A 14,478-nucleotide genomic window follows, 5' to 3' on the forward strand; every position below is an offset into this window, starting at 1 on the left:
TTCTTTGACAAGATGCCTCTTTTTTGCTAGAATAGCATCAATATGAACGAATGAGAAGGAGCTGACGCAGGATGTCGCTCCCTTTATCTATTTTATTAGGAGGAAATATGCTCATTAAAAAAATAAAAACCTATAAATGGCAGGCCTTGGCATCCCTAATGATGACAGGCTTGATGGTTGCGAGCTCGCTCTTGCAACCGCGCTATTTGCAAGAGGTGTTAGAGGCTTTGTTGGCCGGTCAAAATGAGGCTATTTATAGTATTGGCGCTTGGCTGATAGGAGTAGCCCTAGTCGGTCTGGTTGCAGGTGGGGTCAATGTAACACTTGCAGCCTATATTGCCCAAGGAGTGTCTTCGGACCTTCGTGAAGACGCTTTTCGCAAGATCCAGACTTTTTCTTATGCCAATATCGAGCAATTCAATGCGGGTAACCTTGTCGTCCGAATGACCAATGATATCAACCAAATTCAGAACGTGGTGATGATGGCTTTTCAAATCCTCTTCCGTCTCCCTCTTCTCTTTATCGGTTCCTTTATCTTGGCGGTTCACACTCTTCCGTCACTTTGGTGGGTCATTGTCCTCATGGTGCTCCTAATCTTTGCACTAACAGCCATCATGATGGGGATGATGGGGCCACGATTTGCTAAGTTTCAAACCCTTCTTGAACGGATTAATGCTATCGCTAAGGAAAATCTACGTGGTGTGCGCGTGGTCAAATCCTTTGTACAAGAAAAAGCACAATTTGACAAATTTACCGAGGTTTCAGATGAACTTCTCGGCCAAAATCTTTATATTGGTTATGCCTTCTCAATTATAGAACCCGTTATGATGCTAGTCGGCTATGGGGCGGTCTTCCTCTCTATCTGGTTAGTGGCTGGAATGGCTCAGTCAGATCCGTCTGTAGTGGGCTCGATTGCTTCCTTTATCAACTATCTCAGCCAGATTATCTTTACCATCATCATGGTTGGATTTTTAGGAAATTCTGTCAGCCGTGCCATGATTTCCTTGCGTCGTATCCGAGAGATTCTAGATACCGAGCCAGCGATGACCTTTAAAGATCTCCCGGATGAAGAGTTAGAAGGAAGTCTCTCTTTTGAAAATGTGACCTTCACCTATCCTAATGATGATGAGCCTATGCTGAAGAATGTAACCTTTGATATTGCGCCTGGTCAGATGGTCGGTGTGGTTGGGGCTACTGGAGCAGGGAAGTCCACTCTAGCTCAGTTAATTCCACGACTTTTTGATCCGCAGGAGGGATCTATCAAGATTGGTGGCAAGGATATTCGAGACGTCAGCGAGGGAACCTTGCGTAAAACAGTTTCCATCGTCTTGCAACGTGCTATTCTCTTTAGCGGAACCATTGCAGATAATCTTCGTCAAGGGAAAGGCAATGCCAGCGTATCCGAACTGGAACGTGCGGCACGGATTGCCCAAGCCAGTGAATTTATCGGGCGCATGGAAAACAAATTTGAGAGTCAGGTTGAAGAACGTGGCACCAACTTTTCTGGTGGACAAAAGCAACGGATGTCCATTGCCCGTGGGATTGTCAGCAATCCCCGTATCCTGATTTTTGACGATTCGACTTCAGCCTTGGATGCTAAGTCAGAGAGACTCGTACAGGAAGCTTTGAATAAAGACCTGAAAGGGACGACAACCATTATCATCGCTCAAAAGATTAGTTCAGTCGTCCATGCAGACAAGATTTTGGTCTTGGACCAAGGACGCTTGATTGGAGAAGGACGGCATGCAGACTTGGTAGCTAACAATGCCGTCTACCGCGAAATCTACGAAACACAAAAGGGAAAGGAGGAATAAAATGAAAACCGTTCGATTTTTCTGGAATTATTTTAAAGTTTACAAGTTCTCCTTTGTCATTGTGATTCTGATGGTTGCAGTTGCGACGATTGCCCAAGCCCTCTTTCCAGTTTTTTCAGGTCAAGCAGTCACGGAGCTTGCTAACCTAGTTCTGGCTTATCAAAATGGAACTTCCGAACTAGCCTGGCAGAGTTTGTCAGCTCTGATGCTGAATCTAGCTCTAGTTGTCCTCGCCTTAGTGGTATCCAGTTTGATTTACATGACCTTGATGACCCGTGTGATTGCTGAGTCAACCAATGAGATGCGTAAGGGCCTCTTTGGCAAACTCTCTCGTTTGACCGTTTCTTTCTTTGACCGCCATCAGGATGGCGATATCCTTTCTCGCTTCACGAGTGACTTGGACAACATCCTTCAAGCCTTCAATGAAAGCCTAGTTCAGGTTATGAGCAATATTGCTCTTTACATCGGTTTGATTTTTGTCATGTTTTCAAGAAATGTGACGCTCGCCCTGATAACAGTAGCCAGCACTCCAGTGGCCTTTCTCATGCTGGTTTTCATCGTGAAAATGGCCCGCAAGTATACCAATCTCCAGCAAAAAGAGGTTGGGAAACTTAACGCCTACATGGACGAGAGTATTTCTGGACAGAAAGCTGTTATCGTACAAGGAATTCAAGATGACATCGTAGCAGGCTTTGTGGAGCAAAATGAGCGCGTGCGCAAGGCAACTTTTAAAGGGAGAATGTTCTCAGGTATCCTCTTTCCAGTTATGAATGGGATGAGCTTGGTCAATACGGCCATCGTTATTTTTGCAGGTTCTGCGGTCTTGCTGAACGATCCAAGTATCGAAACAACGACAGCCCTAGGTTTGATCGTCATGTTTACCCAATTTTCTCAGCAGTACTACCAGCCGATTATCCAGGTGGCTGCGAGTTGGGGGAGCCTCCAGTTGGCCTTTACTGGGGCGGATCGTATCCAAGAAATGTTCGATGCAGAAGAAGAGATTCGTCCGCAAAATGCGCCTGCCTTTACGGAATTGCGAGAAGGTGTTGAAATCAGTCACATTGATTTCTCTTATGTGCCAGACAAGCCGATTTTAAAAGATGTTAGCATTTCAGCTCCTAAGGGGCAGATGATAGCAGTTGTAGGCCCGACTGGTTCGGGGAAAACAACCATCATGAACCTCATCAATCGTTTCTACGATGTGGATGCAGGTAGCATTTCTTTTGATGGCAAAGACATTCGTGACTACGACTTGGACAGCCTGCGGAGCAAGGTCGGGATTGTCTTGCAGGATTCGGTCTTGTTTAGTGGAACGATTCGGGATAATATCCGCTTCGGTGTGCCAGATGCTAGTCAGGAGATGGTAGAAGCAGCTGCTAAGGCTACGCATATCCATGAATATATCGAAAGTCTACCAGATAAGTACGATACTCTGATTAATGATGACCAGAGCGTCTTCTCAACCGGTCAGAAGCAGTTGATTTCCATCGCTCGAACCTTAATGACGGATCCCCAGGTCTTAATCTTGGATGAGGCAACATCAAACGTGGATACTGTAACAGAGAGCAAGATTCAAAATGCTATGGAGGCAATTGTGGCAGGAAGAACGAGCTTTGTGATTGCCCATCGCTTGAAAACTATTCTCAATGCCGATCAGATTATTGTCCTTAAGGATGGTGAGGTTATCGAACAAGGAAATCATCACGAATTACTCAAGCTTGGAGGCTTTTACTCCGAACTGTACCATAATCAATTTGTCTTTGAATAAGCAAAAAAGTTGTCCTAATTTTGGGCAACTTTTTCTGATAAAAAAATTTTATCACGGACTTAAAAAATACATATTAGACAGGAGTGGGTAAGGGTGATAAGATAAGATTATCAATGGAGAACGAAAGGAAGTCAGTAATGGTAAGAACAGTTGTTGGAGTAGCGGCAAACCTATGTCCTGTAGACGCAGAAGGAAAAAACATCCACTCATCTGTATCCTGTAAATTTGCTGAAAGTATTCGTCAGGTTGGCGGACTTCCTTTGGTCATTCCGGTTGGTGATGAGACACTTGTCCATGACTATGTAGAAATGATTGATAAGCTCATCTTGACTGGGGGACAAAATGTTCATCCTCAGTTTTATGGTGAGGAAAAAACAATTGATAGCGACGACTATAACCTAGCTCGCGACGAGTTTGAGCTAGCTCTTCTACAAGAAGCCTTGCGTCAGAACAAACCAATCTTAGCCATTTGCCGTGGCGTTCAGCTTGTCAACGTTGCTTTTGGTGGGACACTCAATCAGGATATTGAAGGTCATTGGCAAGGTCTACCTTTTGGGACTTCACATTCTATTGAGACAGTGGATGGCAGTGTAGTGTCTAAATTATTTGGTAAAGAAAGTCAGGTTAACTCAGTACATCGTCAGAGTATTAAAGACTTGGCACCCAATTTCCGCGTGACGGCTGTGGATCCACGTGATCAAACTGTTGAAGCAATCGAATCTATTGATGAGCACCGTATTATTGGTCTCCAGTGGCATCCAGAATTTTTGGTCAATGAAGAAGATGGCAACTTAGAATTATTTGAGTATTTATTGAATGAATTATAACGACTGGAAACCTAGTCGTTTTTTTGTCTTATTTCGTTCAAATTTTAATATTGTAACATTTTTTACGCAAATGTTTAAATTATGATAAAATTTGGAAAAATTCAGTATAAAAACTTGAAAAAATCTAAGGTAAGGGTTATGATAGAAGAGAAGAAATTTTGGAGGAATATTATGTCACATATTAAATTTGATTATTCAAAAGTATTAGATAAATTTGTTGCACCACATGAACTAGATTATATGCAGCCTCAAGTGACTGCAGCAGATTCTGCTCTGCGAAATGGTACAGGTCCTGGGGCAGAAATGACTGGCTGGTTGAACTTACCTGAAGAATATGACAAAGATGAATTTGCTCGTATTCAAAAGGCTGCTGCTAAAATCCAATCTGATAGTGAGGTATTGATCGTAATCGGTATTGGTGGTTCCTATTTAGGAGCTCGTGCAGCTATTGATTTCTTGAATAATTCATTTGTAAACTTGCAAAGAAAGGAAGAACGCAAGGCACCTCAGATCCTCTATGCTGGAAACTCTATCTCTTCAAGCTATTTGGCTGATTTGGTAGACTATGTATCAGACAAAGATTTCTCAGTAAACGTGATTTCTAAATCAGGTACAACAACTGAACCGGCTATTGCTTTCCGTGTCTTCAAAGAACTCTTGGTTAAGAAGTACGGTCAAGAAGAAGCTAACCAACGTATCTACGCAACTACAGACCGCGCTAAAGGTGCAGTTAAGGTTGAAGCAGATGCTAATGGCTGGGATACTTTTGTAGTGCCTGATAGTGTAGGTGGTCGTTTTACAGTATTGACAGCAGTGGGGCTCTTGCCAATCGCAGCTGCAGGAGCTGATATCAGCAAGTTAATGGAAGGAGCAAATGCTGCTCGCAAGGCTTATGCTTCTGATAAGTTGGCTGAAAATGAAGCATATCAATATGCAGTTGTACGCAATATCTTGTACCGTAAAGGTTATCTGACAGAAGTTCTAGCTAACTATGAACCATCTCTGCAATACTTCTCTGAGTGGTGGAAGCAACTGGCTGGTGAGTCAGAAGGGAAAGACCAAAAAGGGATTTATCCAACTTCAGCTAACTTCTCAACAGACTTGCACTCTCTGGGACAATTTATCCAGGAAGGTACCCGTATCCTCTTTGAAACAGTTATCCGTGTAGATAAACCTCGCAAAAATGTGCTGATTCCTGAATTGGCAGAAGACTTGGACGGTCTTGGCTACTTGCAAGGAAAAGATGTTGACTTTGTCAATAAAAAAGCTACAGATGGAGTGCTGTTAGCACACACTGATGGTGGAGTTCCAAATATGTTTGTGACACTGCCTGAGCAAGATGAGTTCACTTTGGGCTACACTATTTACTTCTTTGAGTTGGCTATTGCTCTTTCTGGCTACCTGAATGGTATCAATCCATTTGACCAGCCTGGAGTTGAAGCTTATAAGAAAAACATGTTTGCTCTTCTTGGGAAACCAGGCTTTGAAGAGCTGGGTGCTGAGTTGAATGCACGCCTTTGATTCTCATATGCTTTGAGTTCATTTAGAATATAAAAAGATCCACAAGTTCATTTCTTGTGGATTTTTAGTACAAGCCTCTTAATTAGTTTATTATTTTTTTTAAAAGTGTAAAAAAGAGTGTCTTAATTCTTTTATGAAAGCGCTGTATAATTGCCTTGTAAATAAAATTTGAGAGGTATCAAAATGAATGATTGGTTAAACATAAAAGGCAAAACAGTTCTTGTGACTGGCGCGTCATCTGGGATCGGTAAGGCAATCGTTGAAGAATTGCTGGAATTAGGAGTCAATGTAGCGAATTTTGATCTTAGCGACAACGATTTGCGTCACCCGAATCTATTATTTGTAAAAGTTGATGTAACTTCTCGCTCTGAAGTAGAAGAGGGTGTTGCCAAAATAGTTGAAAGATTTGGCAATATTGATGCGGTAGTCAATAATGCAGGGATTAATGTTCCCAGATTATTAATTGATGCAGAAAATCCTAAAGGTCCTTACGAGTTAGACGATGAAACGTTTGAAAAAGTAACAATGATTAATCAAAAAGGTTTGTATTTGGTTAGTCAGGCAGTAGGACGTATTTTAGTGAAAAATAGAAAAGGTGTAATTGTGAACATGGCTTCAGAAGCAGGTTTGGAAGGTTCTGAAGGACAAAGTGCCTATGCTGCAACAAAAGCAGCAGTCTATAGTTACACTCGTTCATGGGCGAAAGAGCTGGGTAAGCATGGTGTACGTGTGGTTGGAATTGCTCCAGGAATTATGGAAGCTACGGGGCTTCGAACTCTTTCTTATGAGGAAGCTCTTGCTTATACCCGTGGAAAGACGGTAGAAGATATTCGAGCTGGTTATGCTTCAACTTCAACAACTCCTTTGGGACGAAGTGGTAAACTACGGGAAGTAGCTGATCTTGTAGCATTCTATATTTCAGATCGTTCTAGCTATATAACTGGAGTCACTACAAATATTGCTGGAGGGAAAACTCGCGGTTAAAAAAATGAAGGTGAGGAAGAGAGTTGACCTTAGTAAATCGATGGTATAACATTTTAGAAAAAATGGTCTCACAGCCAACTTATTCCTTGGTAGATATGCGCTCAGAACTGGATATTAGCTTGCAAACCTTGCAAAAGAGTATCCAACAATTAAATGATGTTTTGGCTCCTAATATCCAGATTATCGCACAAGATGATCAGTTAATGTTAGAAGTGTATGACTATACAGAGTTGGAAAGGATTTTATCTGGTAGTTTAAAACAGGAGAGTGACTTCAATTCTTCCAGTAAAAGAATTGCCTATTTGCTAAAACGTTTAATTGAGTCAACCTCCCCTCTTCTTATTGACGACTTGGCTGAGGAAGTAGGTGTTAGTAGAAGTACCCTTAATAAGGATTTAAAACAAGTAAAATCTTTGGCAGAGAGTTACTCTATCACTATTTCAGGAAAGCCCAACCGTGGGCTGGAGGTCTTGGGGAGCGAGCTGAATTTGCGCTTGCTCTATATTCACCAAGTGGCTCCTTACTTTGAAGGAAGGACACTCACTGAGGCAACATCTTCTTTTCTGGAGACGCTAGTCCAGGACTATAAAATCCCTAAAGAAACACAGGAACTCCTTCGAAAGACCATTTCAATTATGGTGGAGCGTATTCATACATCTAGAGTGTTGAATTGTCCTATTCCTTACTATAGGAATGATTTAACAGAGACACCTTTAGCTGAGAAATTAATCTATCATATTGAGATGACTTATAAGATTTCTCTCAGTCAGTTTGAGATAGACTTTTTGTGTTTTCCGTTTAATGTCCGTTTTATTGACACTTTAAGCAAGACATCTTATCAATCTGAACAGCTTGCAAATATTTTTCAAGGGATTGTCAAGAAAGTCAAAGAAACAATGTTGGTTCACTTTGATGATGAAGAATTATTTGAAGAAATCAAATCTCATCTAGGCCCCTTAATCAATCGACTGATTTTCCATGTGCAAGCTAATGATATATTTCATGGCGAGGTTCAAACTCAATATCCTTTTGCTTTTGAAATGGCAAAAATAGCTGGAGAAGAACTATCTGCAATTTTTGGTTCTGAAATGGAATTATCTGAAATCGGATATCTGGCTTTGTATTTTGAAATGATTTTAAGAAAGCAAAATTCTGCTGTTAAGGGTTATCGCAAGCAGATAGCTGTAGTTTGCACAACAGGAAGAGGAACTGCTGCGATGATTATTCAGCAACTCAGACGAGTCCTTGGAAATGATGTAGACATTACTCAGTATTCTGAAGAGGATTTTAATGTGGATTTAAATCAGGACTATTTCGCGATTTTTACGACAGTTCCTCTAAAATATAAAGATTCTAAATCTCCAGTCATTCAAGTTAATCATCTTTTTGATGATCAATGGCTGCAGGAAGAATGGCAGAGGGCCAATGCTTTTCATCAAAAAAATCTAGAAACAGTCAGCTTACGTTTTCTTCGGTTGAGCCCCCAAAAAACCTATCAGCAATACTTGCTAAATATGATTTCAGAGTTAGAGAAACTTCAGATGATTGATGAAGGTTTTAGAAATCGGATAATTGATAGGGAGAAAAAGCAATCAACCATTTTTGGTGGAGGAATTGCCTTCCCCCATACAATTAACCAGGGTTATGCAAAGACTATTTTAATGTTTGGAAAACTAGAAGAGCCTTATCAAAAAGGAGATGAATGGATTGAATTTATCTTTCTAGTCGCCATACCCTCAGAAATTGAAAGAAAAATGGAAAGTGAATTGCTGGAATTGTATGACGACATTTTTCGAATTGCAGGAGAGCCTTCTCTAAAAGAAGCATTGAGGGCTGTAGAAACAGAGACAGAGTTTCTATCATTTTCTAAGAGCAAAGGAGTATTTTAATGAATTCGCTAATAATTTTCGCTGTATTTGTCATGGCAGCTTATATATTTCAAATGTTCCTCGGCTGGCAGCAACTCAAAGACTTCAATAAGACCTATACGATGCTCCGAAAACTGGGGCGCGTAGCGATTGGCAGAAAGTCCGGAAGAATAAAATCCGGTACGATTGTCATGTTCGCGGTTGATGAAAACGGTCGGGTTCTTAAAGCTAGCAAAATGCAAGGAGTCACAATCTTAGCGCGTTTTCAAAATATGGACGATTATGTTGGAGAAGACATCCATTATTTTGACAAGTATAATCCTCTTGTGAGAAAAGAAAATAAGTTGATGCAATCAGCCATAGAAGATGCTAGAAAAGTCTATCTTTGGCATGAGGCAGGTATTGAGAAAGAGACAAGTTCATCTGATTCTTTTCTGGGATTCGGCTTTTATGCGAATTACTTACAATTATCTATTAAACAGTTATTTAAAAAAAATAAGAAAAGGAGTTCCTTATGAATCACATTACAAAATTTGCAGAGAGTTTTATGAAACTCTTCCAATTAGGTGGAGAAACCTTTATTAGCTGGATGACAAATATTGTACCTCTTGTCTTGATGCTATTGATTGCAATGAATACCCTTATCGCTTTCTTGGGAGAAGAGAAGGTCAATTCCTTGGCTAAGATTTCTGCCAAAAATCCTGTTAGCCGGTATATGATTTTACCTTTCATTTCAGCTTTTATGCTGGGAAATCCGATGGCAATCAGTATGGGACGTTTCTTACCAGAATATTATAAACCTAGTTTTGTAGCAGCTCAGATGCAGTTTTGCCATACTTCAAATGGTGTATTTCCACATATCAATCCTGGGGAATTATTTGTATGGATGGGAATTGCGACAGGAATTCAAACTTTAGGTTTAAGTCAAATGGACTTAGCCATTCGTTACATGCTTGTTGGGCTTGTCATGAACTTTGTAGGTGGTTGGGTAACCGATTTTACAACTGCTTATGTAGCAAAACAGCAAGGTGTTACCTTGAGTAAAACATTTGATTTATAGAAAGAGTGAAATTATGTCATATAAGAGTATAAAAGTTGTTAAAGGAAATGGCGGTTTCGGAGGACCTTTGGTCATTACACCTAGTGAAGCTAAGCATAAATTCATCTATATTACTGGCGGCGGAGAAAAGCCAGATATTGTAGATAAAATTGCTGATTTGACCGGTATGGAAGCTGTTAATGGGTTTAAAACTTCTATCCCAGATGAGGAAATTGCTTTAGCAATCGTGGATTGTGGCGGTACTCTTCGCTGTGGTATTTATCCTAAAAAGGGAATCCCTACAATAAATATTGTTGCTACAGGGAAAAGTGGGCCTCTAGCTCAATATATAACCGAGGAAATCTATGTGTCAGCAGTTGGCCTTAATCAAATTTCTGCTGCTAATGAAGACGAAAAAGCGACAACTGTGGTAACTGAAAAGCCAACTTACGATACTAGTAAAAAAATTACAGAGCAAAAAGCTGAAACAAGTATTGTAGCACGAATTGGGATGGGGGCTGGTAAGGTCGTTGCAACTTTCAACCAGGCTGCTCGTGAAGCCATCCAAACAATGCTCAATACAATAATTCCTTTCATGGCCTTTGTTTCCTTGCTGATTGGGGTTATTCAAGGATCTGGTGTTGGAAATTGGCTGGCAAAATTAATGGTTCCCCTAGCGGGGAACATCTGGGGACTCGTTTTAATTGGCTTTATCTGTTCCTTACCATTCCTATCTCCTTTGTTAGGTCCCGGAGCTGTTATTAGTCAGATTATTGGAACTTTAATTGGAGTCGAAATCGGAAAAGGGACTATTCCGCCCCAAATGGCTCTGCCAGCTTTATTTGCTATCAACACTCAAAACGGTTGTGATTTCATTCCTGTAGCACTCGGCCTATCTGAAGCCAAGGCTGAAACAGTTGAGGTTGGTGTCCCTTCGGTACTTTATTCACGCTTTCTCAATGGTGTTCCGCGGGTGCTAGTTGCTTGGATAGCTAGTATTGGTCTTTATCAGTAGACCTTTGATAGATGCCTGAAAACAGAGAACTATTATGTTAAACTTATCTATAAGCCTAAGTTTATGACAAATTAGAGAAAGTATGAATAGAAATCAGATGAAGAAAATTTTTGAAACTAAAGTAATTCAAGTAGGGTCTGAAGCTCAGAATATGATTCAAGATGCCAATATGCTCATTTTATTTGGAGAAGAAGCACCAGAAGATTTATCAGAGTATTGTTTTAAGATTGATAACAAAAATCTGCTAGGTTCAATACTAGAAGGTGGCAAGCTGGTGGTAGATAATCAGGAATATTCGATTAGTTCCGTAGGAAATGTAGTAGAAAAAAATTTAACTGGACTGGGACATATCACGATTTCTTTTGATGGTTCAAAAGAGGGGAGCCTTCCTGGTACACTCCATGTTGTAGCAGATCAAGCGGTAGTAATTGATAAAGATTCTACCATTCAGATTTTTGAAACTGCTTAACCATAATAAAATTTCAAATCAAGCAATTTAGAAAAATAAAAGTCTAAAAAATTGATTCAGAGCCTGGACCAAAAGTCCAGGCTTCTGGGTCTAAATTAGAAAAAATAGATGACGCAGTGGTTGATTGGCAAGTCAATCAAACTAGCCAGTCAGTGCAAGGGAATTTCCAGCAGATGCATCCACAAGGGGTGCCTGAACAGAAGGAAAAGACCAAAAAGGGATTTACCCAACTTCAGCTAATTTCTCAACAGACCTACACTCATTGGGTCAATTTATCCAAGAAGGAACTCGTATCATGTTTGAAACAGTTGTCCGTGTTGACAAACCACGTAAGAACGTGATTATCCCTACTTTGGAAGAAGATCTTGATGGACTTGGTTACCTTCAGGGAAAAGACGTTGACTTCGTTAACAAAAAAGCAACTGACGGTGTTCTTCTTGCCCACACTGACGGTGACGTACCAAACATGTACGTAACTCTTCCTGAGCAAGATGCCTTCACTCTTGGATACACTATCTACTTCTTCGAATTGGCTATCGCCCTTTCAGGTTACTTGAATGCCATCAACCCATTTGACCAACCAGGTGTTGAAGCCTACAAACGTAACATGTTTGCCCTTCTTGGAAAACCAGGATTTGAAGAATTGAGCAAAGAGCTTAACGCACGTCTATAATAAAAGAAAAGAGTGGCTTGTCCACTCTTTTTTACTCTCTTTATTCGTAGACATTGGACTCAGGCGAGACTTGTGATATAATATAGAAAGCAAAAAGGCAGACGCCTAGAGACTTTATAGGAGAAACTATGTCAAAAGATATCCGCGTACGCTACGCACCAAGTCCAACAGGACTACTACACATCGGAAATGCCCGTACAGCATTGTTTAACTACCTTTACGCACGCCATCATGGTGGAACTTTTATCATTCGTATCGAAGATACTGACCGTAAACGCCATGTCGAAGATGGGGAACGCTCACAGCTTGAAAATCTTCGCTGGTTGGGGATTGACTGGGATGAAAGTCCAGAAACTCATGAAAACTATCGCCAATCAGAGCGTTTGGAACTCTATCAAAAATACATCGACCAATTGCTAGCCGAAGGAAAAGCCTACAAATCTTACGTTACAGAAGAAGAGTTGGCAGCTGAGCGCGAACGCCAAGAAGCAGCTGGCGAAACACCACGTTACATCAATGAATATCTTGGCATGAGCGAAGAAGAAAAAGCAGCTTACGTCGCAGAACGTGAAGCAGCTGGTATCATCCCAACTGTTCGTTTGGCTGTTAACGAGTCTGGTATCTACAAATGGCATGATATGGTCAAAGGTGATATCGAGTTTGAAGGTGGCAACATCGGTGGTGACTGGGTTATCCAAAAGAAAGATGGTTACCCAACATACAATTTTGCCGTTGTGATCGATGACCACGATATGCAAATCTCTCACGTTATCCGCGGTGATGACCATATTGCTAATACTCCAAAACAACTCATGGTCTATGAAGCGCTTGGTTGGGAAGCACCAGAGTTTGGTCACATGACTTTGATCATCAACTCTGAAACGGGTAAAAAATTGTCTAAACGTGACACCAATACCCTTCAGTTTATAGAAGACTACCGTAAAAAAGGCTATTTGCCAGAAGCAGTCTTTAACTTTATCGCCCTTCTTGGTTGGAATCCAGGTGGCGAAGATGAAATTTTCTCTCGTGAGGAATTGATTAAACTCTTTGATGAAAATCGTCTCAGCAAGTCACCAGCTGCATTTGATCAGAAGAAACTAGACTGGATGAGCAACGACTACATCAAGAAAGCAGAACTTGCTACTATCTTTGAAATGGCTAAACCTTACTTAGAAGAAGCAGGGCGTTTGACTGACAAGTCTGAAAAAATGGTGGAACTATACAAACCACAAATGAAGTCAGTGGATGAAATCGTTCCATTGACAGAACTTTTCTTCTCAGATTTCCCAGAGTTGACAGACGCTGAGCGCGAGGTCATGGCAGGAGAAACCGTTCCGGTTGTTCTAGAAGCCTTCAAAGCGAAACTAGAAGCGATGACAGATGAGGAATTTGTGACAGAAAACATCTTCCCACAAATCAAAGCAGTCCAAAAAGAAACAGGTATTAAAGGGAAAAACCTCTTCATGCCGATTCGTATTGCTGTATCAGGTGAAATGCATGGACCAGAATTACCAGACACCATTTTCTTACTCGGACGTGAAAAGTCAATTCAGCATATCGATAATATGCTGAAAGAGATCTCCAAATAAAAAGGACTTCCGATGGATACATGGGAAAAGATGTATGAAGAAGCACGAACCTTATTCAATCCCCATGAAGTTTCTGACTTTGTTTATGCTAACCATGTTGTTGCTGCGGTAGAAGCAGAAGATGGTCAGATCTTCACAGGATTTTGTATGGAGGGCACTTGTGGCGTTTTTCATCTCTGTGCAGAACGAGCGGCTCTCTTCAATATATATCAATTTTCAGGACAGACCAAAGTTAAGAAAATCCTCGCCTTTCGAGACAAACCTCCCTACGGCGAAGGATCAGGTATGCCCTGTGGCGCTTGCAGAGAATTTCTCTTAGAATTGAATGCTAAAAATAAAGAAGCAGAGTTCATGATGAACTACGAAACAAGAAAAACAATTAAGGTTGCTGAATTAATCCCTTACTTGTGGGGAGAAGAACGTGCGACTAATTGGCAAGATAAATAGAAGGAGTCAGTTTAACTGGCTCTTTTCCCTAATCTTTTCAGAATTTCGGTAAAGAGGAAAAAAGTCCTTGACAAAGGTAAAAAAGTAGGTATAATAGAAAGAGTTGAAAAGCTCAAGGTCCGTTGGTCAAGGGGTTAAGACACCGCCTTTTCACGGCGGTAACACGGGTTCGAATCCCGTACGGACTATGTTGTATTGCGGCTAAAAAAACTTGAAAAAAGTTTAAAAAATCTGTTGACAGAGACGGGTAGCTGTGATATACTAATATAGTTGTCGCTTGAGAGAATGAGTGACAAAGACCTTTGAAAACTGAACAAGACGAACCAATGTGCAGGGCACTATAACTGAGGTTATAGTACTGAACAATGAAAAAAACAATAAATCTGTCAGTGACAGAAATGAGTGAGAACTCAAACTTTTAATGAGAGTTTGATCCTGGCTCAGGACGAACGCTGGCGGCGTGC

At 40.8% G+C, this 14,478-nt stretch carries 12 protein-coding genes, 1 tRNA gene and 1 pseudogene; all 14 read left to right on the forward strand.

Annotated elements, in window-relative coordinates:
• Positions 1–107 precede the first annotated feature (107 nt).
• Positions 108–1,814, forward strand: a complete 1,707-nt coding sequence (locus tag B7720_RS02140; RefSeq protein WP_049478980.1) for an ABC transporter ATP-binding protein — start codon at positions 108–110, stop codon at positions 1,812–1,814.
• A 1-nt stretch (position 1,815) separates the two neighbouring features.
• A complete protein-coding gene (locus B7720_RS02145; RefSeq protein WP_084856272.1) occupies positions 1,816–3,582 on the forward strand; it encodes an ABC transporter ATP-binding protein in 1,767 nt (588 codons plus the stop codon).
• A gap of 137 nt (positions 3,583–3,719) precedes the next feature.
• A complete protein-coding gene (locus B7720_RS02150) occupies positions 3,720–4,409 on the forward strand; it encodes a gamma-glutamyl-gamma-aminobutyrate hydrolase family protein (RefSeq protein ID WP_049529724.1) in 690 nt (229 codons plus the stop codon).
• 171 nt (positions 4,410–4,580) lie between these two features.
• Positions 4,581–5,930, forward strand: coding sequence for a glucose-6-phosphate isomerase (locus tag B7720_RS02155; RefSeq protein WP_000018239.1), 1,350 nt, complete (start codon positions 4,581–4,583; stop codon positions 5,928–5,930).
• Between the two features lie 183 nt (positions 5,931–6,113).
• Complete coding sequence (locus tag B7720_RS02160; RefSeq protein ID WP_001000838.1) at positions 6,114–6,914, forward strand: SDR family oxidoreductase; 801 nt, start codon at positions 6,114–6,116, stop codon at positions 6,912–6,914.
• 62 nt (positions 6,915–6,976) lie between these two features.
• The gene (locus tag B7720_RS02165) at positions 6,977–8,803 is read left to right on the forward strand and encodes a BglG family transcription antiterminator (protein ID WP_080976170.1); all 1,827 of its coding nucleotides are present in this window, start codon (positions 6,977–6,979) and stop codon (positions 8,801–8,803) included.
• Positions 8,803–9,300, forward strand: a complete 498-nt coding sequence (locus tag B7720_RS02170; RefSeq protein ID WP_002893984.1) for a transcriptional regulator GutM — start codon at positions 8,803–8,805, stop codon at positions 9,298–9,300. Before B7720_RS02165 ends, B7720_RS02170 begins: the two co-directional genes overlap by 1 nt.
• A complete protein-coding gene (gene srlA, locus B7720_RS02175; protein WP_049490108.1) occupies positions 9,297–9,842 on the forward strand; it encodes a PTS glucitol/sorbitol transporter subunit IIC in 546 nt (181 codons plus the stop codon). Before B7720_RS02170 ends, srlA begins: the two co-directional genes overlap by 4 nt.
• Before the next feature lie 13 nt (positions 9,843–9,855).
• A complete protein-coding gene (srlE, locus tag B7720_RS02180; RefSeq protein ID WP_000120696.1) occupies positions 9,856–10,836 on the forward strand; it encodes a PTS glucitol/sorbitol transporter subunit IIB in 981 nt (326 codons plus the stop codon).
• 97 nt (positions 10,837–10,933) lie between these two features.
• On the forward strand, positions 10,934–11,305 hold the full coding sequence (locus B7720_RS02185) for a PTS glucitol/sorbitol transporter subunit IIA (protein WP_033585537.1): 372 nt from the start codon (positions 10,934–10,936) through the stop codon (positions 11,303–11,305).
• 196 nt (positions 11,306–11,501) lie between these two features.
• Positions 11,502–11,978 (forward strand): annotated as a pseudogene (gene pgi, locus B7720_RS02190) (glucose-6-phosphate isomerase); the annotation flags it as partial.
• Between the two features lie 128 nt (positions 11,979–12,106).
• Positions 12,107–13,567 (forward strand): glutamate--tRNA ligase, encoded by a 1,461-nt coding sequence (gene gltX / locus B7720_RS02195; RefSeq protein WP_084856273.1) that lies wholly within the window; start codon positions 12,107–12,109, stop codon positions 13,565–13,567.
• A gap of 12 nt (positions 13,568–13,579) precedes the next feature.
• Positions 13,580–14,014: a cytidine deaminase family protein gene (locus B7720_RS02200; RefSeq protein ID WP_049519151.1), complete on the forward strand. Its 435-nt coding sequence runs from the start codon at positions 13,580–13,582 to the stop codon at positions 14,012–14,014.
• 116 nt (positions 14,015–14,130) lie between these two features.
• Positions 14,131–14,202, forward strand: a tRNA-Glu gene (locus B7720_RS02205).
• Positions 14,203–14,478: the final 276 nt, after the last annotated feature.

The organism is Streptococcus oralis subsp. oralis (genome assembly GCF_002096455.1).
Lineage (GTDB): Bacteria > Bacillota > Bacilli > Lactobacillales > Streptococcaceae > Streptococcus > Streptococcus oralis_CY.